Annotated in this window: 20 protein-coding genes, 1 pseudogene and 1 riboswitch; of the genes and pseudogenes, 18 read left to right on the forward strand and 3 right to left on the reverse strand. The window is 70.0% G+C overall.

The window, feature by feature from the left end:
• Window positions 1–247: 247 nt before the first annotated feature.
• The 12 genes and pseudogenes from carB to fmt form a co-directional block, all read left to right on the forward strand.
• Window positions 248–2,512 (forward strand): annotated as a pseudogene (carB, locus tag BN13_RS09610) (carbamoyl-phosphate synthase large subunit); the annotation flags it as partial.
• Window positions 2,509–3,411: a dihydroorotate dehydrogenase electron transfer subunit gene (locus BN13_RS09615; RefSeq protein WP_048546355.1), complete on the forward strand. Its 903-nt coding sequence runs from the start codon at window positions 2,509–2,511 to the stop codon at window positions 3,409–3,411. The pseudogene carB and the gene BN13_RS09615, both read left to right, overlap by 4 nt.
• A complete protein-coding gene (locus BN13_RS09620; RefSeq protein WP_268806958.1) occupies window positions 3,408–4,379 on the forward strand; it encodes a dihydroorotate dehydrogenase in 972 nt (323 codons plus the stop codon). The genes BN13_RS09615 and BN13_RS09620 overlap by 4 nt, the downstream gene beginning before the upstream one ends.
• Before the next feature lie 11 nt (window positions 4,380–4,390).
• The gene (pyrF, locus tag BN13_RS09625) at window positions 4,391–5,230 is read left to right on the forward strand and encodes an orotidine-5'-phosphate decarboxylase (protein ID WP_201329072.1); all 840 of its coding nucleotides are present in this window, start codon (window positions 4,391–4,393) and stop codon (window positions 5,228–5,230) included.
• Between the two features lie 63 nt (window positions 5,231–5,293).
• Window positions 5,294–5,611 (forward strand): integration host factor, actinobacterial type, encoded by a 318-nt coding sequence (gene mihF, locus BN13_RS09630; RefSeq protein ID WP_048546359.1) that lies wholly within the window; start codon window positions 5,294–5,296, stop codon window positions 5,609–5,611.
• Window positions 5,612–5,618: 7 nt separating this feature from the next.
• Entirely contained in the window at window positions 5,619–6,200 is a 582-nt protein-coding gene (gmk, locus tag BN13_RS09635) for a guanylate kinase (RefSeq protein ID WP_048546361.1), read from the forward strand.
• A gap of 4 nt (window positions 6,201–6,204) precedes the next feature.
• Window positions 6,205–6,480, forward strand: coding sequence for a DNA-directed RNA polymerase subunit omega (gene rpoZ, locus BN13_RS09640; RefSeq protein ID WP_048546363.1), 276 nt, complete (start codon window positions 6,205–6,207; stop codon window positions 6,478–6,480).
• Window positions 6,481–6,496: 16 nt separating this feature from the next.
• The gene (coaBC, locus tag BN13_RS09645) at window positions 6,497–7,759 is read left to right on the forward strand and encodes a bifunctional phosphopantothenoylcysteine decarboxylase/phosphopantothenate--cysteine ligase CoaBC (protein ID WP_048546364.1); all 1,263 of its coding nucleotides are present in this window, start codon (window positions 6,497–6,499) and stop codon (window positions 7,757–7,759) included.
• 74 nt (window positions 7,760–7,833) lie between these two features.
• Window positions 7,834–9,057, forward strand: coding sequence for a methionine adenosyltransferase (gene metK / locus BN13_RS09650; RefSeq protein ID WP_235434006.1), 1,224 nt, complete (start codon window positions 7,834–7,836; stop codon window positions 9,055–9,057).
• Window positions 9,058–9,116: 59 nt separating this feature from the next.
• The gene (locus tag BN13_RS20600; RefSeq protein WP_048546367.1) at window positions 9,117–11,195 is read left to right on the forward strand and encodes a primosomal protein N' family DNA-binding protein; all 2,079 of its coding nucleotides are present in this window, start codon (window positions 9,117–9,119) and stop codon (window positions 11,193–11,195) included.
• Between the two features lie 69 nt (window positions 11,196–11,264).
• Window positions 11,265–11,810 (forward strand): peptide deformylase, encoded by a 546-nt coding sequence (gene def, locus BN13_RS09660; RefSeq protein ID WP_048546370.1) that lies wholly within the window; start codon window positions 11,265–11,267, stop codon window positions 11,808–11,810.
• Between the two features lie 2 nt (window positions 11,811–11,812).
• Window positions 11,813–12,748 carry a methionyl-tRNA formyltransferase gene (fmt, locus tag BN13_RS09665; RefSeq protein WP_048546372.1) on the forward strand — a complete coding sequence of 312 codons (936 nt, stop codon included), beginning with the start codon at window positions 11,813–11,815 and terminating at the stop codon, window positions 12,746–12,748.
• Between the two features lie 20 nt (window positions 12,749–12,768).
• Here the strand turns inward: fmt and BN13_RS09670 are convergent, their stop codons facing one another.
• Window positions 12,769–13,434: a M15 family metallopeptidase gene (locus BN13_RS09670; RefSeq protein ID WP_201329073.1), complete on the reverse strand. Its 666-nt coding sequence runs from the start codon at window positions 13,432–13,434 to the stop codon at window positions 12,769–12,771.
• 247 nt (window positions 13,435–13,681) lie between these two features.
• Between BN13_RS09670 and BN13_RS09675 the strand changes: the two genes are divergently transcribed.
• Genes BN13_RS09675 through BN13_RS09685 form a run of 3 tightly spaced genes read left to right on the forward strand, consistent with a single transcriptional unit; the run spans window position 13,682 to window position 16,493 of the window.
• On the forward strand, window positions 13,682–15,196 hold the full coding sequence (locus BN13_RS09675) for an RsmB/NOP family class I SAM-dependent RNA methyltransferase (RefSeq protein WP_048546374.1): 1,515 nt from the start codon (window positions 13,682–13,684) through the stop codon (window positions 15,194–15,196).
• A 25-nt stretch (window positions 15,197–15,221) separates the two neighbouring features.
• Entirely contained in the window at window positions 15,222–15,878 is a 657-nt protein-coding gene (rpe, locus tag BN13_RS09680; protein ID WP_048546376.1) for a ribulose-phosphate 3-epimerase, read from the forward strand.
• A gap of 12 nt (window positions 15,879–15,890) precedes the next feature.
• Complete coding sequence (locus BN13_RS09685) at window positions 15,891–16,493, forward strand: pentapeptide repeat-containing protein (RefSeq protein WP_048546380.1); 603 nt, start codon at window positions 15,891–15,893, stop codon at window positions 16,491–16,493.
• A gap of 6 nt (window positions 16,494–16,499) precedes the next feature.
• Here the strand turns inward: BN13_RS09685 and BN13_RS09690 are convergent, their stop codons facing one another.
• On the reverse strand, window positions 16,500–17,186 hold the full coding sequence (locus BN13_RS09690) for a histidine phosphatase family protein (RefSeq protein ID WP_048546382.1): 687 nt from the start codon (window positions 17,184–17,186) through the stop codon (window positions 16,500–16,502).
• Between the two features lie 3 nt (window positions 17,187–17,189).
• Window positions 17,190–18,452, reverse strand: coding sequence for a M18 family aminopeptidase (locus BN13_RS09695; protein WP_048546383.1), 1,263 nt, complete (start codon window positions 18,450–18,452; stop codon window positions 17,190–17,192).
• A 199-nt stretch (window positions 18,453–18,651) separates the two neighbouring features.
• Window positions 18,652–18,782, forward strand: a riboswitch (FMN riboswitch).
• 105 nt (window positions 18,783–18,887) lie between these two features.
• Here BN13_RS09695 and BN13_RS09700 point away from each other — a divergent pair.
• The 3 genes from BN13_RS09700 to hisG all read left to right on the forward strand — a co-directional run bounded on the left by BN13_RS09700 (window position 18,888) and on the right by hisG (window position 20,831).
• Window positions 18,888–19,646 carry a nicotinamide mononucleotide transporter family protein gene (locus tag BN13_RS09700; RefSeq protein ID WP_048546385.1) on the forward strand — a complete coding sequence of 253 codons (759 nt, stop codon included), beginning with the start codon at window positions 18,888–18,890 and terminating at the stop codon, window positions 19,644–19,646.
• A gap of 62 nt (window positions 19,647–19,708) precedes the next feature.
• On the forward strand, window positions 19,709–19,972 hold the full coding sequence (locus BN13_RS09705; RefSeq protein ID WP_048549049.1) for a phosphoribosyl-ATP diphosphatase: 264 nt from the start codon (window positions 19,709–19,711) through the stop codon (window positions 19,970–19,972).
• A gap of 13 nt (window positions 19,973–19,985) precedes the next feature.
• Window positions 19,986–20,831, forward strand: coding sequence for an ATP phosphoribosyltransferase (gene hisG, locus BN13_RS09710; protein WP_048546386.1), 846 nt, complete (start codon window positions 19,986–19,988; stop codon window positions 20,829–20,831).
• The last annotated feature ends 93 nt before the right edge of the window (window positions 20,832–20,924 follow it).

The raw sequence follows: 20,924 nt of genomic DNA on the forward strand, positions 1-20,924 counted from the left end.
TCGCTCCGCTCGCGATCGTCCGGGGCTTCGCCCCCCGGATGCCCCCCACAGCGAGGCGCTCGCTTCGCTCGCAGACCCTGATGTTCCGGATGATCAGGCTCGCTCCGCTCGCGATCGTCCGGGGCTTCGCCCCCCGGATGCCCCCCAAGGCGAGGCGCTCGCTTCGCTCGCAGACCCTGATGTTCCGGACGATCAGGCTCGCTCCGCTCGCGATCGTCCGGCGCTTCGCGATCGTGCCTGGTACTCCGCAGCCTTCGAGCCGACGCTGGACTACATCGTCGTGAAGGTGCCGCGGTTTGCGTTCGAGAAGTTCCCGGCGGCGGATACGACGCTCACGACCACCATGAAGTCGGTCGGGGAGGCCATGTCGATCGGGCGGTGCTTCACCGAAGCACTCCAGAAGGCGCTCCGATCGCTAGAGAAGTCCGGGTCGTCGTTCCACTGGGCCGGGGAGGCGCCGACGGGAGACGAACTCGACATCCTGTTGTCCCGCATCGGGATTCCGACGGACGGCCGGATCGTGGAGGTGCAGCAGGCACTGCGGTCGGTGAGCGTGGAGCGCGTCCACGAGATCACCCGGATCGACCCGTGGTTCCTCGACCAGATCGTCCTGATCAACGACCTTGCCGAGCGTGTGCGCACCGCCGAGCGGCTGTCCCCGGAACTCCTGCGCCAGGCCAAGCGGCACGGCTTCTCCGATGCCCAACTCGCTCAACTGCGCTCGACCCCGGAGGCGGTCATCCGGGGGGTGCGGCATGCGCTCGGCATCCGGCCGGTCTTCAAGACGGTCGACACCTGCGCCGCCGAGTTCGCGGCCGAGACGCCGTACTACTACTCGGCATACGACCAAGAAACCGAGGTTGCTCCCCGGGAGCGGCCGGCCGTCATCATCCTCGGCTCGGGCCCCAACCGGATCGGGCAGGGCGTCGAGTTCGACTACTCCTGCGTGCACGCAAGCTTCGCGTTGCGTGACGACTACGACACGGTCATGGTCAATTGCAATCCCGAGACCGTCTCCACCGACTACGACACGTCGTCGCGCCTTTACTTCGAGCCCCTCACCCTCGAGGACGTGCTCGAAGTCGTGCACGCCGAGAGCGTTGCCGGACCGATCGCCGGGGTGATCGTGCAGTTCGGCGGCCAAACCCCCCTCGGTCTCGCCAAGGCCCTGAAAGAGGAGGGCGTGCCCATCGTGGGGACCTCGCCCGAGGCGATCCATCTCGCCGAGGACCGCGCCGCGTTCGGGCGGGTGCTCGCCGCCGGCGCGCTCCCGGCCCCCAAGCACGGCACGGCCTTCAGCGCGACCGAGGCCGTAGAGATCGCGGCCGAGATCGGCTACCCCGTGCTCGTGCGTCCCTCCTACGTCCTCGGTGGGCGCGGGATGGAGATCGTGTATGACGACGAGACCCTCTCGGAGTACGTCACCCGCGCGGCATACGCCTCCCCGGAGCATCCGATCCTGATCGATCGCTTCCTCGACGACGCGATCGAGATCGACGTGGACGTCATCTATGACGGCGAGGAGATGTTCATCGGGGGGATCATGGAGCACATCGAGGAGGCCGGGGTTCATTCCGGCGACTCCGCTTGCACGCTGCCGCCGGCCACGTTGGGTGCGCAGGAGTTGGCGCGGGTCCGCCGGTCGAGCCTGGCGCTGGCCGAGGGGATCGGCGTGCGCGGCCTGATGAATGTCCAGTTCGCGCTGGCGCACGACGTTCTCTATGTCCTAGAGGCGAATCCGCGCGCCTCACGCACGGTCCCCTTCGTCGCCAAGGCGACCGGGGTGCCGCTGGCAAAGGCTGCCGCGCGCGTGATGCTCGGGGCGAGCATCGCGCAGTTGCGGGAGGAGGGGCTGCTGCCGCCGACCGGCGACGGCGGCAACCTCCCGGCGCGCTCGCACATGTCCGTCAAAGAGGCGGTGATGCCGTTCAAGCGGTTCCGCACCAACGACGGCATGGTCGTGGACTCGTTGCTCGGACCGGAGATGCGCTCGACGGGTGAGGTGATGGGGATCGACCGCGACTTCGGCTCGGCCTTCGCCAAGAGCCAGCTTGCCGCCGTCGGCGGGCTCCCGACCTCGGGCAGGGTTTTCGTGTCGATGGCCAATCGGGACAAGCGCGCGATGGTCTTCCCGGTGATGCGGCTGCGGGACCTGGGCTTCACCCTCGTCGCCACCACCGGGACCGCGGAGGTGTTGCGCCGCAACGGTATCCAGGCTGAGGTGGTCAAGAAGGTCAGCGAGCGCGACGAAGGCGAGGAGAGCATCGTCGACCAGATTCTCGCCGGTCGGATCGACATGGTGGTCAACACGCCATCCGGGCCGGATGCACGCGCGGACGGTTATCGGATCCGCGAGGCGATCACGGCGATGGACAAGCCCATCATCACCACGGTGCAGTCTCTCGGCGCCGCGGTGCAGGGGATCGAGTCCGCGATCAACAACGAGTTGCGCGTCGCGAGCCTGCAGGAACTCGCGGCGGCGCTGGATCTGTATGACCGGGGTTCGGCGTGAGCACTGGTGATCACCACCCTGTTGTCGCGGTCGAGGCTGACGTCCTCGGCAACGAGCCGGTCGGCGCGTATCGCCGGCTGACCCTCGCCGTGCCGGGGGTGGCGGCCACGGCCCGTCCGGGGCAGTTCGCGGCGCTCACCGTGGGCGGTGAGACCAGCGGGCTGCTGCTGCGGCGGTCCTTCTCCATCCATCGCGTCGCGGCCGGGAGCGACCCAGCCGGCGATCGGCTTGAGATCGTGGTCGCGGACGCCGGTCCCGGCACGCACTGGCTGACGCAGCGCACGCCAGGGGATCGGGTCGGTGTGTTGGCCCCCCTAGGCAACGGCTTCTCGCTCCCGGCGGCGCCGGGGGAGTGCGTCCTCATCGGCGGCGGCTACGGCAGTGCCCCGCTGCCCTGGTTGGCCGAGCACCTGAGGGCGATGGGGTCCCGAGTTCACATGATTCTCGGTGCGGCGACCCGGGATCGCCTGTTCGGCGCCGCCGAGGCCGGCGCGGTCGCCGACTCAGTCCACGTCGTGACCGTCGACGGGTCCGCGGGAGCGGTCGGCCTCGTGACGGACCCCCTGCGTCAGCTGTTGCGCGACAACAACATTGGTGCGGTCTATGCCTGTGGGCCGATGGGGATGCTCCGCGCTGTCGGGGAGTTGGCGATCGAGGCGGGGGCGGTCGCCCAGGTCGCCGTCGAAGAGGCCATGGCCTGTGGCGTCGGCGTCTGTATGACGTGTGTGCTCCCGATCCGTGGCCACGACGGCGCCACCCGGATGACCCGAACCTGCCTGGATGGCCCCGTCTTCGATGCCCGCGCCCTGCGCTGGGAGGCGGCCGCCGACGGTCGGGTCGCCGTCCCGGACGATGCGGTCGGGGCGCCGAGCGCCCCGGTCGGAAGGAGCGGGCGGTGAGCGGCGCGGCATACGAACTGGACGGAGTCGACCTGAGCGTCGACCTGGCCGGGATGAGCCTGCCGAACCCGATCATGACCGCCTCGGGGTGCGCCGCGAACGGTCCCGAGCTGCATCGGTTCTTCGACGTCGCCGAGATCGGCGCGTTCGTGACAAAGTCGGTGAAGGCGACCCCGCAGTCCGGACGCGGCACCCCGCGGATGGCCGAGACACCGAGCGGAATGCTCAACTCCATCGGCCTGCAGGGTCCGGGCATCGACGCCTTCGTCTCCCACGACCTGCCGTGGCTCGCGAGCGTGGGCGCTCGGGTCCTGGTGTCGATTGCCGGCGTCGAAGCCGCCGAGTTCGCCCACGTGGCTCAGGTGCTGGCGACCTGCCCGGATCGATCGGCCATCGTTGGGCTCGAAGTCAACATCTCCTGCCCCAATGTGGCCAACCGGGGCTTGGTCTTTGCCTGCGATCCGGCCAGCTCCGCGGAGGTGCTCAGCGGCGTGCGCGCGGTGGTGCCGGCCGACCTGCCCCTCTTTGCCAAGCTCTCCCCGGATGTGACCGACCTCGTCCCGATCGCGCGGGCCGCGCTCGACGCCGGCGCCGATGGCCTCACCATGATCAACACCATTCTTGGTATGGCGATCGACCTCGACCGCATGCGGCCCCACCTTTTCGGGGTCACCGGTGGGCTGTCCGGGCCGGCCATTCGGCCGGTGGCCGTGCGGGCGATCTGGCAGGTCACGGCGGCCATGCGAGCCGGGACGATCCCGACCGCGCCGATCATCGGGGTCGGCGGTGTCCGCTGCGGCGCCGATGCCCTCGAACTCATCGCGGCGGGGGCCTCGGGGGTCCAGGTCGGCACGGCAACCTTCCACGATCCGCGGGCGCCGCGCACCGTGCTGACCGAATTGGCCGCGTTGTTGGCGGAGCGCGGGATCTCCCGGCTCGGTGACTTGGTGGGCGCCGCCCACGGATGAGGAGAAGAATGATGCAGCGAGCACCGTTCGGGGTGCGCCTGGCCGAGGCCACCGCCACCCTGGGACCCTTGTGTGTCGGGATCGACCCGCATCCGGAGTTGTTGCGGGCGTGGGGCCTACCGGTCGACCCCGATGGGTTGCGCCGGTTCGCCCGCACGTGTGTGGAGGCGTTCGCGGGGCACGTGGCGCTGGTGAAGCCGCAGTCGGCCTTCTTCGAGGAGTACGGCAGCGCGGGCATACAGGTGCTGGAAGAGACGCTGGCCGCCTTCCGCGTGTCGGGGACCTTGACCTTGCTCGACGTCAAGCGCGGAGATATCGGCTCGACGATGGCGGGCTACGCGCGGGCCTATCTGGCCGACGGATCGCCGTTGGCCGCCGACGCCATCACGGTGAGCCCCTATCTGGGGTTCGGGTCCTTGGCCCCGGCCATCGCCCTGGCCGGGCAGACCGGGCGCGGTGTCTTCGTCCTCGCGCTGACCTCCAACCCCGAGGGGGCGCAGGTCCAACATGCCCGCGACGATCAGGGGAGCGTTGCTGGCGCCGTCGTGGCGGGGGCGCGGGAAGCTAATGCGGCCGCGTTGAGCGAAGGTCACCTGGGCCACGTCGGGCTCGTGGTGGGGGCGACAATCGGTTCTGCGGCAACGGACTTGGGCATCGACCTGACTACCGTCAACGGGCCCCTGCTGGCCCCGGGCTTCGGTGCTCAGGGGGCGGACGCGGCGGCGATCCGACGGCTTTTCGGGGCCGCCCTCCCGGCGGTGCTGCCGAGTTCCAGCCGGGAAGTCCTCGGCGCCGGACCCGATTTGAGGGACCTGCGCGCCGCGGCATACGGCGCCTGGCCAGGAGAGTAAGACCGGGCGCTGCGCCTGCCCTAGGATGAGCGTCCACATATCCCCCTTTGGAAGGAGCCGAGCGTGGCGCTCCCCCCGCTCACCCCTGAGCAACGCAGCGCAGCACTGGAGAAGGCTGCCGCTGCCCGCCGCGAGCGCGCGGCCGTCAAGAACCGGCTGAAGCACGCCAGCGGATCGGTCGCGGAGGTCATCGCCGAAGGGCGGACCAACGAGATCATCGGCAAGATGCGCGTCTCGGCGTTGCTGGAGTCCCTCCCCGGCGTCGGTCGGGTGCGCGCCGCCGCCATCATCGAGGAACTCGGCATCTCCCCGACGCGCCGCGTGCGCGGTCTCGGCGCCAACCAGGCAGCGGCCCTGATCGCCCGCTTCGACACCGCGTGAGTCAGGCGTGAGTCAGGGGCGCCTGGTCGTCCTTGCCGGCCCCACCGCGGTCGGCAAGGGCACCGTCGCGGAGCATATCCGGGCTGAGTACCCGCAGGTGTGGATCTCCGTGTCGGCGACCACGCGCCCCCCTCGCCCCGGCGAGATCGATGGCCTGCACTACCACTTCGTCGACGACGAGACCTTCGAGCGGATGGCTCGGGACGGTGAGTTGTTGGAGTGGGCGGTGGTGCATGGGCGGGCCAAGTACGGCACCCCGCGCGTGCCCGTCGAGAAGGCCATCGCCGCCGGTCAGTGGCCCCTGCTGGAGATTGATCTGCAGGGTGCCCGTCAGGTGCGCGCCTCCATGCCGGAGGCGCTTTTCGTCTTTCTCGCCCCGCCCTCGTGGGACGAACTCGTCCGGCGACTGATCGGGCGCGGCACCGAGTCCGCGGAGGAACGCGAGATCCGACTGACTACGGCGAGAGCGGAATTGGCCGCTGCCGAGGAGTTCGATGTCGTGCTCACCAATGACAATGTCAAGCGCGTGGCCGCCGACCTCGTATCATTGATGGGTTCACCCTCTGTCTCCTCGCGAAACGAGCCCTGACGACGTGTCCGGAACTGCGCCCAGCCCCATCGGCATCACTACCCCGCCTATCGACGACCTGCTGACGCACGCCAACAGCAAGTACGCCCTGGTCATCTACGCCGCGAAGCGTGCTCGGCAGATCAACGCCTACTACTCGCAGCTGCAGGAAGGCCTGCTGGAGTACGTCGGCCCGCTCGTCGACTCCCAGATGCACGAGAAGCCGTTGTCGATCGCGCTGCGCGAGATCAACGACAACCTGCTGGTGGCCGAGGCGACCGACACCCCGGTCAACGCCTGATCGGCAGCGACGTCCGGTGAAGGTCGTCCTCGGCGTCGGTGGCGGGATCGCCGCCTATAAAGCAGCGCTGCTGTTGCGCCTGTTCACCGAGAGCGGCCACGACGTCACCGTCGTTCCCACCGAGGCCGCGCTGCGCTTCGTCGGTGAGCCGACGTGGGCCGCGCTCTCCGCGAAGCCCGTTCATACGGACGTATGGAGCGCGGTCGAGCAGGTGGCCCACGTCCGCCTCGGCCAAAACGCCGACCTGGTCGTCGTGGCCCCGGCCACGGCCGATCTGTTAGCGCGCGCCGCCGCAGGACTCGCGGGCGACCTGTTGACCAATGTCCTGCTGACGGCCCGCTGCCCGGTGGTGTTCGCGCCGGCGATGCACACCGAGATGTGGGATCACCCGGCGACCCAGGCCAATGTCTCGACGCTGATCGAGCGGGGAGCACACGTCATACCCCCGGCATCGGGACGCCTGACGGGCGCCGACGCAGGCCGGGGACGGCTCCCCGACCCCGAGGCGATCTTTGCAATCTGCGAGCACCTGCTCGCGAAGTCCGCGGCTCCCGCGACAGCCGTCGCTTCGGATCGCGGCGATTACGCCGGCGTCCGGGTCCTCATCACCGCCGGCGGCACACGGGAGCCACTCGACCCCGTGCGCTTCCTGGGCAACCGGAGTTCGGGCAAGCAGGGGTACGCCGTGGCCGCGCGGGCGGCGGCGCGCGGTGCCCACGTCCGCGTGGTGAGCGCCAATGTGGCTCTCCCGGCCCCGGCCGGGGTGGAGGTCACCGCGGTCGGCACCGCGCTGGAGATGCAGGCGTCCGTCCGGGCCGACCTCGGCTGGGCCGATGTGGTGGTGATGGCGGCTGCCGTGGCGGACTTCCGCCCCGCGGCATACGTCGAGAGCAAGATCAAGAAGACTCACGACCCGGCCGACCCCGAGGCGGCACCGGTGATCGAACTCGTGCGCAATCCCGACATCCTGGCCGGGCTGGTGGCCGAGCGGGGTGACGCGAGCACGCCGGTGATCGTGGGGTTCGCGGCCGAGACCGGGGAGCCGGGGCGCTCGGTGCTGGCGTTGGGCGCGGAGAAGCTCGCGCGCAAGGGCTGTGATTTGTTGGTTGTCAACGAAGTCGGGGTCGACAAGACCTTCGGGCTCGACGACAACACCGTCCACATCCTGCGCCGCGACGGTCAGCCGGGGATCCAGGCCGGGCCGGCGAGCAAGGCCGTAATCGCGGACGCGATCTTGGACGCGGCGCGCGACGTTCGGCTCGGATCACTGGCGACATAGAATCGCCACCAGGTCGGGGGAGTCGCCTGGTCGGCGCCCGACCTTCCTCATACATGCCGCTTGAAGGAGCCAGGGTGTCTGCTGCCCGCCTGTTCACGTCCGAATCGGTCACCGAAGGCCACCCGGACAAGATCTGCGACCAGATCTCCGACTCGATCCTCGACGCCTTGTTGGCCGAGGACCCGCGCAGTCGGGTCGCTGTCGAGACGATGGTGACGACGGGCCTGGTCCACGTCGCGGGCGAGGTGTCCACGGAGGGCTACGCCGAGATCCCGCGCATCGTGCGCGAGCGGGTCACGGCGATCGGCTACGACTCCTCGACCAAGGGCTTCGACGGCAACTCGTGCGGCGTCTCGGTCTCCATCGGGCAGCAGAGCCCGGACATCGCCCAGGGCGTCGATGATGCGTATGAGGCGCGCACCGGCACCGTCGACGCCCTCGACAAGCAGGGGGCCGGCGACCAGGGGCTGATGTTCGGCTACGCCTGCGACGACACTGCCGAGTTGATGCCGTTGCCGATCTTCTTGGCGCACCGGCTCGCCGAGCGGCTGACCGCGGTGCGCAAGGACGGGACCGTCGATTATCTGCGGCCGGATGGCAAGACCCAGGTGACGATCGAATATGTCGGTGACCGCGCGGTCCGCCTGGACACGGTTGTGGTCTCGACGCAGCACGCTGACGGGATCTCGCTGTCCGATGAGCTCGCGCCGGACATCGAGCAGCACGTCATCGCACCCGTATTGGCCGAGTTGGCGGGGGCCGGGACGGAACTCGACACCGCGGCATACCGCAGCCTGATCAATCCCACGGGGAAGTTCGTGATCGGTGGCCCGATGGGGGACGCGGGTCTAACGGGTCGCAAGATCATCGTCGACACCTACGGCGGGATGGCGCGCCACGGCGGCGGGGCCTTCTCGGGCAAGGACCCCTCGAAGGTCGACCGGTCCGCGGCCTACGCCACGCGTTGGGTGGCCAAGAATGTCGTCGCCGCGGGGCTGGCTCGCCGGTGCGAGGTGCAGGTCGCCTATGCGATTGGCAAGGCCCAGCCGGTGGGGCTCTATGTGGAGACGTTCGGCACCGAGACTGCGCCGGTCGAGAAGATTCAGGCGGCCATCGCCTCGGTATTCGACCTGCGGCCGGCCGCGATCATCGACGACCTCGACCTGTTGCGCCCGATTTATCTGCCCACCGCGGCGTATGGCCACTTCGGGCGCACGTCGGCACCCGGTGTGGACAACGCCTTCACATGGGAGCGCACGAACCGCGTCGAGGAGCTGCAGCGCGCCGTCGCCGGCTGAGCAGTCGGCCCACCTGGCACGGGCGGGGGGTTGTCGGAGGCGGCCGCTAGATTCGCTGCATGGCCAAGGACGAGACGCAGGCGGTGACCGACCCGGTCGCCGTCGTGCTCGTCGACTCGGGGTTGCCCCACCTGGACCGGCCGTTTGAGTATGCCGTTCCGGCCGCCCTGGCCGAGGCGGCGCAGCCGGGCGTGCGCGTGAAGGTGCGGTTCGCCGGGCGGGATGTGCCGGGGTTCGTGATCGAGCGGCGCAGCGGCGCCGAGCACGAGGGCCGGCTGACCCCGATCCGCACGGTCGTCTCGTCCGAGCCGGTCCTCACGCCGGCGATTCTCGGGCTGGCCCGGGAGGTCGCGCAGGCGTATGCCGGGACCGTTGGCGACGTCCTGCGGCTGGCGGTGCCACCGCGTCACGCTCGCGCGGAGGCGGCGCTGTCCGCGGCATCATCTGGGGCGCGAGATCTGGACCCCCGAGCCCCGGACGCGACGGCATGGGAGCCCTACCCGGCCGGGGCGGCGCTGCTGCGCCACCTGCGGGAGGGGAGGTCGCCGGTGGCGGCGTGGAGCGCCATACCTGCGGCGACGAGGCCGGAGGTGGATTGGCCGCGGGCCCTGGCCCAGGCCTGCGCGGCCACGGCCTCGGGCGGTCGAGGGGCGATCGTCATCGTCCCCGACCAGCGCGACCTCGATCGAGTGGATCAGGCGCTGCGCGCAGAGTTGGGGCCAGGACGACACGTCCTGCTCACGGCGGAGCAGGGCCCGCAGGCGCGCTACACAGCATGGTTGACGGTGCTGCGCGGCCAGGTGTCGGTAGTCGCGGGCACCCGGTCGGCGGCCTTCGCGCCGATGCCGCGCCTGGGGCTGTTGGCCGTGTGGGACGACGGCGACGACCTTCACGAGGAGCCGCGCGCGCCTTACCATCACGTCCGCGAGCTGGCCCTGATCAGAGGGCGACGGGAGGCTGCGGCCGTCCTGATCGGGGGTTTCGGCCGCACGGTGGCGTCGATGCAATTGGTGGAGCAGGGCGTTGCCCGGGCGGTGGACCCGGATCCGGTGCTTCTGCGGGCCGCCATGCCGCGAATCCTCGTCGCGGGCGAGGGCCGCGAGCAGGAGCGCGACAGCGCCGCGGCCAGCGCTCGTCTGCCCTCCTTGGCGTGGCGCACGGCGACGGCCGCCTTGGCATCGGGTCCCGTGCTGGTTCAGGTGCCGCGGCGCGGCTATATCCCGGCGCTGGCCTGCCAGAACTGTCGGGCGCGCGCCCGATGCCAGCGGTGTGAGGGACCGCTGGGGCAGCCTGTCGCGGGACAACCCCCTCTTTGCCGCTGGTGTGCCTCACCCGCGCCGGCGTGGACGTGTCCGGCGTGCGGCGATCGGCGCCTGCGATCACTGGTGATCGGGTCGCGCCGCACGGCCGAGGAGTTGGGTCGGGCATTCCCCGGGGTGTCGCTCGTCCGCTCGAGCGCCGGAGAGGTGAAGGCCAGTGTCGGGCCGCGCCCGGCCCTGGTCATCGCCACCCCGGGTGCGGAGCCCATCGCCGAGGGAGGGTATGCCGCGGCCCTCCTCCTCGACGCCTGGGCCCTGCTCGATCGGCCCTCGCTCGACGCGGGTCCGGAGGCCTTGCGGCGCTGGCTCGCGGCTGCTGCGCTGGTGCGGCCGGCCACTGGCGGGGGCACGGCCGGGAAGTCGGGCGGGGGCACGGCCGGGAGGACGGGCGGGGGAACGGCCGGGACGTCGGGCGAGGGGGTAGTGGTGCTGTGTGGTGCGGCGGGGGAGAGCGCCATACCGGCGGTCGAGGCGTTGGTCCGGTGGGATCCGCGGTGGTTGGCCGAGCGCGAACTCCGCGAGCGCGAGGCGCTGCGACTGCCTCCGGTCAGCGTCATGGCGGCGGTGAGCGGGCCGCGGGCGGTGTTGGCGGAGGTGGCGCAGTCGCTGGAGGTGCCACCGAGCGTGGCTCGGTTCGGGCCAAGTGCGATCGGGCCCAGCGCCGTGGGACAGGACGACCTTCATCGACTGGTGTTCAAGGCCGACGCTGCGGAGGGCGCCGGGCTCGCGCGGGCCCTGAGCGACGCCCGGGCAGCGCGGAGTGCTCGCAAAGAGACACCGGCGTTAGGGGTGCGGATGCGGCTGACCGACCTCGACTAACGGTGCTGCGCTCGGGCGGGGAGCTCGGGCCCGGAGTTCTGGCCGTGAGGCTCCTTCTAGAATCCTGGGGTGTCTGTGCAACGCATCCGGCTCTTCGGCGACCCTGTGCTGCGCACTAGGGCGGAGGACGTCGTGGACTTCGACAAGGAGTTGCGCACCCTGGTCGCGGACCTCACCGACACGATGCTCGACGCGCCGGGCGCGGGATTGGCGGCGCCGCAGATCGGGGTGAGCCTGCGGGTGTTCACCTATCACGTCGACGGGATCGTGGGGCACCTGATCAACCCCATCCTCAGCCTCGGCGCCGAGGAGCAAGACGGGCCGGAGGGATGCCTGTCGCTGCCGGAGCTGGCCTTCGACACCAAACGCGCGCTGAACGTCGTCGCGACCGGGCAAAACATGTGGGGCGAGCCGGTCTTCCTCGAAGGCAGCGAACTCCTCGCGCGGGCGATCCAGCACGAGACCGATCACCTCGACGGCATCATCTTCATCGACCGACTGGACACCGCCACTCGCCGCGAGGCGATGAAGGCGATCCGGCAGGCGGAGTGGTTCGGCGAGCCTGCGCCGCAGGTCAAGCTGTCACCGCACTCGACGTTCGGGCTGGGGATGTGACGATGCGGCTTGTCTTCGCCGGGACGCCCGAGGCTGCCGTTCCCTCGCTGGACGCCCTCGCCGCGTCCGAGCACGACATCGTCGCGGTGATCACCCGCCCCGACGCCCCCTCCGGACGCGGGCGTCGCCTGGCCCCGTCGCCGGTCCGGCGGCGCGCGGAGGAACTCGGCATACCCGTATGGACGCCCGCCCGCCTTCGGGATCCCGACTTCCTGGAGCAGTTGGCGGCGGCCCGCCCGGAGGTGTGTCCGGTGGTCGCCTACGGCAACCTGGTGCCGCCGGCCGCGCTGGAAATCCCGGTCCATGGCTGGGTCAACCTCCACTTCTCGCTCCTGCCGGCCTGGCGGGGTGCCGCGCCGGTGCAACACGCGATCATCGCCGGCGACGAGATCACCGGGGCCTCGACCTTCCGGCTGGAGGCTGGGCTCGACACCGGACCGGTGTATGGCGCGTTGACCGAAACCGTTCGGCCCCGCGACACCTCGGGGGACGTGCTCGACCGGCTGGCCTTTGCAGGCGCGGGCTTACTGGTCGCGACGATCGACGGCATCGCCCGCGGAGAACTGGTCGCCGTGCCGCAGCCGGCGGACGGGGTCAGCCTCGCGCCGAAGCTCGAGGTCGCCGACGCGGAGGTTGAGTTCCGGCTGCCCGCCATGGCGATCGATCGTCGCATCCGCGGGTGCACGCCGGCACCGGGGGCGTGGACGACCTTCCGCGGGGAGCGGTTGAAGCTCGGGCCGGCGACGGGTTTCGGCGACGCCGTGAGGGAGAGGTTGAGCCCGGGGGAGTTGCGCGTGACGAAGGCACGCGTCGAGGTCGGCACGGCGACCGATCCGCTGGTGCTGGGCCAGGTCCAGGCGTTGGGGAAGAAGCCGATGCTGGCCGCGGACTGGGCCCGCGGCATACGCATCGAGGGTGGGGAGCGGCTCGGGTCCTGAGCGCTGCCGCCGGGTGGAGATCAGTCGCCCGAGGCGGCGTTGGCCTCCAAAGCCGGGCACTTCTGTCCCGTCGCGGGGGCGAGGACCTCGAAGTGCCAATATTCGTTGGCGTAGCGCTGGCAGAGCCCGAATTTCACGCCATTGGCGCTGAGCCACTTGGCGGCGGCATAAGGGCCCACGTCCACGGCGCCGCCCGTGACGTGCTCGGACTTGTCCGGCGGGAGCACCCATTGGCTGGCGGCTTCGGGGGAGCCGTACTTGGCGATGGCTTGTTCGAAGAGGATCTGCTGGGCGGCGGGGGAGCGGTGGCCCGAAACGATATTGATGGTGACGCCGTCGAGGGTGGCGGCCTCCCGGGCACGGGTCATGGCGCGGGTAAGGGCGGGGTTGAGGCCCGCCATGCCAACATCGGGACCGGTCGGGGCGTGGGTGTTGGGGGCGTCCGGCTGGGCGCCCGCCGCGGTGGTGCCGGCGGCAGCATCCGCCGACTGGTCCGTGGAGGAGCGCGCCGCCAGGGCGTCGTGGTAGCCGTTGATCACGACCGCACCGAGGCCGGTGCAGAGCAGGAGTGGCACGCCGATGAGCGCAGCCATGCCCTGACCGCGCCGAGTGGTGCGCTGCCGCTTCGGGGCGCCGAAGGTCATCGGCGGCGGGACCGGGCGCGTTCGCAGCGGCTGGCTCGTCATCGCCCTACCCCAAGGTTCTGGCTCATGGTCCGCACCCTATACCGAGTATGCGAGCAGGTGGCTCGGCGACACGCCGACGGTCCGTCGCCGACCACCTCCGGCCCTGACCTCCAACTTGAGCACGCCTTAGGTTCTTGAGCACGCGTTGCAAGGCGTGCTCAAGTCCGTAAGGCGTGCTCAAGTTGGACGGTCGGTCACGTTGGCGGTCGGTCACGTTGGCGGTCGGTCAAGTTGGCGGGCCACGGGGATGGGCCTACCCTCAGGCGACGTGAGCCAGCGACCCACACGACCCCGTTCGGCAACCCCGCCCCGCGCGCGCGGGCGGTCGGGGGACGCGGCGCGCCTCGCGGCATACACCGTCCTGCGCAGCGTCGCGGCGGGGGGCTATGCCAACCTCGAACTCCCCAAGGAGTTGCGTCGGCGCCACCTTCGCGGGCGGGACGCGGCCTTCGCGACCGAGTTGACGTATGGCGCGTGCCGCCTTTGCGGGTTCTATGACCCGGTCATCGCGCTGGCTGCCGATCGCCCGCTCGAGCGCCTCGACGAGGCCGTCCTCGACACGCTGCGGTTGGGGGCACACCAGCTTCTCGGTATGCGGGTGCCGGCCCACGCCGCCGCTGACGAGACCGTGGCGCTGGCTCGCCAGGTCAATGGGGCTGGGGCGGCCGGGCTGGTCAACGCCGTGATGCGGCGGATCAGCGAGGCGGATCGGGAGACCTGGCTCGCCCGCGTCGTGCCCACCGAACCGCTCACCGCAAGACTTGCCGTCGAGCAGTCGCACCCGGAGTGGATCGTCAAGGCGCTGCGGCAGGCGCTGATCGGGCACGGCGCGAGCACGGCGGGCACCGTCGACGAAGACCTGGAGCGCCTCCTCGCTGCCGACAATGCGGCGCCCGAACTGCACCTGGTGGCCCGCCCGGGGCTGATCGAAGTCGAGGAGCTGGTTCGGGCGGTCGAGTCCACGGCCGCGACGGCGGCCGCGCACCCCCACGTCCCGACGGCTGTCGTCCTTGATCATGGCGACCCGGGCGCGATTGCCGCGATCCGCGATGGCCGAGCGGCCGTTCAAGACGCCGGCTCGCAGGTCGTGGCCGCGGCGCTGGTTGCCACTCCGCGCACTGGGCCCGGCCACGCACCCGGCGGGCGGGAACGCTGGCTCGATCTGTGCGCCGGGCCGGGAGGCAAGGCCGGCCTGCTCGCGGCGCTGGCCGTGCGCCATGACGCGGATTTGGTTGCCAACGAGGTGGCGCCGCACCGCGCGACCCTGGTCGAGCAGACCTTGGCTGCCGCGATCGAGGCCGCCCGGGGGAGCGCAAGCCGGATCGAGGTGCGCACCGGAGATGGCCGACGCATCGGCGCGGAGGAGCCCGCGGCATACGACCGCATTTTGGTGGACGCGCCCTGCACCGGGTTGGGGGCGCTGCGGCGCCGCCCGGAGGCCCGCTGGCGTCGCACCACCGCCGATCTCGCGGCACTCGGGACGCTCCAGCGAGAACTCCTTGGCGGGGCCCTCCCGGCGCTCGCGCCCGGGGGGATCCTGGCCTATGCGACCTGCTCCCCACACCTGGCCGAAACGACCTTCGTGATCGCAGACGTGCTCAAGAAGCACCCCAATGTGCAGCAGATCGATGCGCGCGCGGCGGTCGCCGACGTCACGACGGGGTGGACCGAGGACTTGGGGCCCGGGCCCGGTGTCCAGTTGTGGCCGCACATTCACGGCACGGACGGGATGTTCTTCGCGCTGCTGCGCCGCGAAGGCTGAGTGCGTCGCTCGATAGGCTTCCGCGGTGCAGATTTCCCCGAGCATCCTGTCCGCTGACTTCGCCAACCTCGAATCCGAATTGGCGGCGATCGCGAGCGCCGACTGGGCGCATGTCGATGTCATGGACGGGCACTTCGTGCCGAATCTCACCCTCGGGCTGCCGGTCGTCGAGCGGCTGGCTCAGGTCAGCCCGGTCCCGATCGACACCCACCTGATGATCGAAGATCCCGATCGCTGGGCGCCGAGGTATGCCGAGGCGGGGGCTTCCTCGGTGACCTTCCATATCGAGGCAGCCGCGAATCCTGTTGCGCTGGCGCGGAATCTGCGGGCGGCGGGCGCGCGCGCCGCGATGGCAATAAAGCCGGGCACCGCCTTCGAGCCGTATGCCGATCTGCTCCCCGAACTCGACATGGTCCTGGTGATGACCGTCGAACCGGGCTTCGGGGGGCAGGCGTTCATGGCCGATCAGATGCCCAAGGTCCGGCAGGTGCGTGAGGCGGTGCGCCGGTTCGGCGGCGAAGTCTGGATCCAGGTCGACGGCGGGGTCTCGGCGCGCACGATCGAGCAGTGCGCTCACGCCGGCGCGGACGTCTTCGTCGCTGGATCGGCGGTCTACAACGCCGAGTCCGCGGCGGCGAATATCGCGCAGCTGCGTGCCCTTGTGGCCGGCCACGGGCACTAAGGCGACCCCCGGATGACGGAACTGATCGAGGAGACGGGCGGTGCGGCATACGTCCTGGAGAAGCGGCTCGTCGGTTCCGTGCGGATCGGCGCCGTCGTGCGCGGAGTGGAGTTCGAGGCGTGCACCTTCGAGGGCAATGTGCTCGCCGAGGCGCGGCTGCTGGGCTGCAGCTTCACCGAGTGCACCTTCGTCGGGGTTGATCTTGGGCGCGCCACGGTCACGGATTCGACCTTCCGGGAATGCCGTTTTGTGGAGTCGCGCCTCCTGGGCGTCAACTTTGGGCTCGCGCATGTGGGCGGGCTGTCCTCGGCCTTCGCTTTCGAGGGCTGCCGGCTCGATTACGCCAGCTTTCATGGACTGGCGCTGAGCGAGTCCACCTGGCGTGACTGTCGGCTGGTCGACGTCGACTTTGGCGAATGCGACTTGCGCAGAACGGATTTCGCTGGAAGCGAGCTCTCAGGTGCGGCCTTCGCCGGCGCTGACCTGCGCGACGCGTCCCTCGTCGGGGCGACGGGCTATGCGCTGGACGTACGCGAGGTCAAGGTCAAGGGGTTGCGCGTCGACGCCGCCGGGGCGGGTGGGTTGCTGGCACCCTTCGGGATCGTGGTCGCCTGACGGCGATCAGGTGGTCCGCTCGGCGTCGCTCAAGTGAGGCGTCGAATTGATCCGCACGGCGTTCGGCGAGTCCGGCCAGCGGGGATCCTCCTCCAAGAGGGTCACGGCGGTGTTGTCGATGGTGATCCACCCGCCGATGCGCTCGATCCGCAGGAACGCCATCAGCAGGTATTGCGTGAAGTGGCCGTGGGTGACCAATGCCAGCGTCGCATCGGCCGGATGCCGTTCGCGCACAGCGGCAATGGCCGCCTTGGCCCGGTCGAGAACGGCGTCGAGAAGTTCTACTTCACCGCGCCACCACCCCTGCTCGTCGACATCGTCAGCCAACTGCAGGCGCTCGGACAACGCGAGGAGTTCGCTGCGCGAGGCTCCGGGGTAGGGGGAGCGGTCGCCAGATTCCGCATCTTCCTCGAACGGCCCGGACGTCTCGAAAATGTCCAGCGGGTGTAGGGGCAGATCCAGCGCGTTGGCGATGGGCGCGGCCGTTTGAACGGCCCGCGTCATCAGGCTGGTGTAGATCGCGTCGATCCGCCACGGCAGGGCGCCATCGGCGATGGCGGCGGCCAGCCGGCGCGCCTGGTCGTGACCGCGATCGGTCAAAGGGGTGTCCGGGTGGCGGCCGACGGACGAGCCGGTTTGCTCCCAGATGACGTTGTTGCCGGACTGCCCGTGGCGAATGAGAACCAGACGCATTGCTCAGGCGCCTGCGTAGTAGGCAGTCAGGGCGGCTGCGAGGCGTCCCGGGTCGGCCGCGCCGGCCATTTCCCGAGTGGAGTGCATGCTCAGGAGCGGAAGGCCCACATCGCACATCAACACCCCGAGCCGAGCCGCCGTCATCGGACCGATGGTGCTTCCGCAGGCCACCGAGTTGTTGGAGACGAAGTGTTGGGTCGGCACGCCGGCCTCGGCGCAGGCACGCAACCATAGGGCGGTGCTCGCGCCGTCGGTGGTGTAGCGCAGGTTGGCGTTGTGCTTCAGCAGCGGTCCGCCGCCGAGAACCGGGCGGTGGTCGGGATCGTGCAAGCCCGCGTAGTTCGGGTGGATCGCGTGGCCCGCGTCGGCGGAGATGCACGAACTGCGGGCCAGCGCGCGTCGGAACCCATCGTCGTCGGCACCAATACCCCGCGCGATGCGCGTCAAGATGTCCTCCAGCAACGGTCCGCCGGCGCCGGAGCGTGACGCCGACCCGACTTCTTCGTGGTCGAAGCAGGCCAGGACCGTGACCTCGGCTGGATCCCCGGCCGCCAGCAGTGCCGTCATCCCGGCGTGGATCGACGACAAGTTGTCCAGGCGTGGTGAGGCAAAGAAGTCGCCTGTCGCGCCGAAGATCGTGGGCGCCTCGGTGGGGAAGCAGATCAGGTCATGTCCCGCGACCTCCTCCGGCTCGAGACCCGCCTCGTCGGCGATCAGCGCGAGGAGATCGAGTTCGGGTTGCCCAACCGCGAATAGGGGCTTTAAGTGCGCCTGGCGATCCAATTTGAGGGTCTCGGCGCCAGCACGGTCGAGGTGCGGCGCGACCTGCGGGACTCGAAGCCACGGGGGAGTCGCGACCAGATGGGGCGTCCCGTCGGTCGAGACCACGCGGCCGGCGATCCCGAGTTCCCGGTCGAGCCACTGGTTCGGGAGCGGACCGCCATACACCTCGACTGCGACCTGTTGGTAGCCGAACGCTCCCGTGGTCGGACTCGGTTTGAGTCGGAGCCCCGGTGAGTCGGTGTGGGCGCCGACCATCCGGAACGCCAGGGCGCTCGGGTCCGGTGACGACGGCACCCGCCAGGCCACGATCGCGCCGTCGCGCACGACGTAGTGCCCGCCCGGCGTCCCCTCGATCGGGTCGCGCTCGTCGTGACCGACGAAGCCGGCCTCGTCCAGTCGGGCGGCAACGGTGGCCGCCGCGTGGAACGAGGACGGGGAGGCGACGACAAAGGCGGCGAGGTCGTCGAGGTAGGGATCGGGCATACGCCTATTCTGCGCGCCCGGGTCCGTGCCCGCCCTCGCCCGGGCCCCAGGTTCGGGAGACTATCCGGCGCTTTGGGAGGCCTTCTGGCTGTCAGAAGGTCTCCCAAAGCGCCGGGTAATGGGATTGGGCGGGAATCCGGCAAGGGGGAGCCCACGCGGGGTGGTAGGCGTGGGCAGGGGAGGCTGCGGCATACTGGGGTCACGTGCTCCGGGGTCGGTGTAATTCCGAACCGGTGGTGACAGTCCACGACCCGCTGGCAGCCAGTTAGCGGTTGACCTGGTGAAACTCCAGGACCGACGGTGAAAGTCCGGATGGTAGGCAGCACGTACGGCGGGTATGCCGTGGCCCACGTCCGCGTGGACCGCGCGGGTGCCCGGTGTGCAATGTCCCCGGAGTTCGTCCGTGCTCAATCGAACTCCCAAGGACGAACACCAATGATCACCACTCTCGCCGCCGCGGACGCCGCGACCGGCAACATCTTTCAGCGACTGATCGACTGGACCATCCCCGTCGGCTCCTATTCGGTCCACGGGCTCGAAGTCATCGGCATCCTCATCGGCTTCGCCTCGGCATACCTCGGGATGAAGCGCTGGGTCTGGGCCTGGCCGGTCGGGATCAGCGCCAACATCATCCTGTTCTTCGTCTACCTCGGCGCGCTCTTCGCCGCCGACGAGCGCATTCCGCTCTTCGGGCAGGCGGGCCGGCAGGTCTTCTTCATCGTCACGAGCATCTATGGCTGGTGGCGCTGGAACGAGAGCCGCAAGCGCCGCGGCGTCGACAACGCCGCCCCGGCCATCACGCCGCGCTGGGCGACCATCAAAGAGCGCTATGCCATAGTCGCGCTCTGGCTGCTCGGCACCGTCCTGGTGCACCAGATCTTCGTCGCGCTGTGGAATGCCGCACCGAATCCCTACTGGCAGCCGCAGTGGTGGTTCTACTGGTGCGACGCCTGGATCTTCGTCGGTTCGATCATCGCGACCTTCGCGATGGCGCGCGGCTGGAACGAGTTCTGGCTGGCCTGGATCGGCGTGGACCTCGTCGGCGTGCCCCTCGGCTTCGCCACGGACTACGTCCCGACAGCCGTGATGTACAGCTTCTACGGCATCTTCGTCCTCTACGGCTTCAGCCAGTGGGTCAAGGCCAGCCGGGCGTCGAGCTCGCCGGACCGCGTCGACGACCGCGTCACCGTCTAAGCGTCGCCGCTGGCATGGACGGGGGCGGGCCCGCTCGGCCCGCCCCCGTACTCTTGGTGCACGTGAAGAGCTTCGATCAGCTGTATGCCGAGTTGGCGCACAAGGCGGCCACCCGGCCCGCCGGGTCCGGGACCGTCGCGGCGCTGGACGCGGGCGTCCATACGATCGGCAAGAAGATCGTCGAAGAGGCGGCCGAGGTCTGGATGGCCGCCGAATACGAAGGCAAGGACAAGACGGCCGAGGAGATCAGCCAACTCCTGTATCACCTGCAAGTCCTCATGCTGGCCACCGGGCTCACTCCCGACGACGTCTACAGCTATCTCTAGGAACGACTTTCGTATGCTGCGCCTGGCCGTCCCCAACAAGGGCTCGCTCTCGGAGTCCGCCATCGACATGCTCCGGGAGGCGGGTTACCGCACCCGCCGCGATCCCAAGGAACTCGTGGTCGCCGATCCCGACAACGGGGTCGAGTTCTTCTACCTGCGCCCGCGCGATATCGCCGTCTACGTCGGGTCCGGGACCGTCGACGCCGGCATCACCGGCCGCGACCTGCTCCTGGACGCCGGCTCGGGCGCCGAGGAGGTCATGCCCTTGGGCTTCGGTGCCTCCACCTTCCGGTATGCCGCGCGCCCAGGCGAGATCGGGGACATCCCCTCGATCTCCTCCCGCCGCGTCGCGACGTCCTACCCGGAGTTAGTGCGCAAGCACCTGGCCCAGGTCGGGGTGCAGGCCGATGTCGTGCGCCTCGACGGTGCCGTGGAGACCGCGATCACCCTCGGCGTCGCCGACGTCATCGCCGACGTCGTTGAAACCGGGACCACCCTGCGCGCGCAGGGGTTGGCCCCGTTCGGGGAACCCATCCTGAAATCCGAGGCGGTCTTCATCCGGCGCCCCGGCACTCAGGAGATTGTTGCCGTGGAAACTGTTCGTCGGCGCCTGGTCGGGGTTGTCACCGCGCGGCACTATGTCTTGATGGACTACGACTGCCCGGCGGCACTGGTGGAGCAGGCGTGTGCGCTGACCCCGGGGTTGGAGTCGCCGACCGTGTCGTCACTGCAAAACCCCGACTGGGTCGCGGTGCGTTCCATGGTGCCGCGCGCGCAGACCAATCGCGTGATGGACCAGCTCTATGAGCTGGGCGCCCGGGCGATCCTCGTCACCAGCATCGCGGCCTGTCGGTTGTGACCACCGCGCCGCCGCCCGCCACCTCGCCCTCGGACGAGCCGTTCCGGCCGCGTCGTGGGCGACGTGTCGCGCAGATCGGCATTGTCGTGGCGG

The sequence above is a fragment of the Nostocoides jenkinsii Ben 74 genome (assembly GCF_001046875.1).
Classification (GTDB): Bacteria; Actinomycetota; Actinomycetes; order Actinomycetales; family Dermatophilaceae; genus Nostocoides_A; species Nostocoides_A jenkinsii.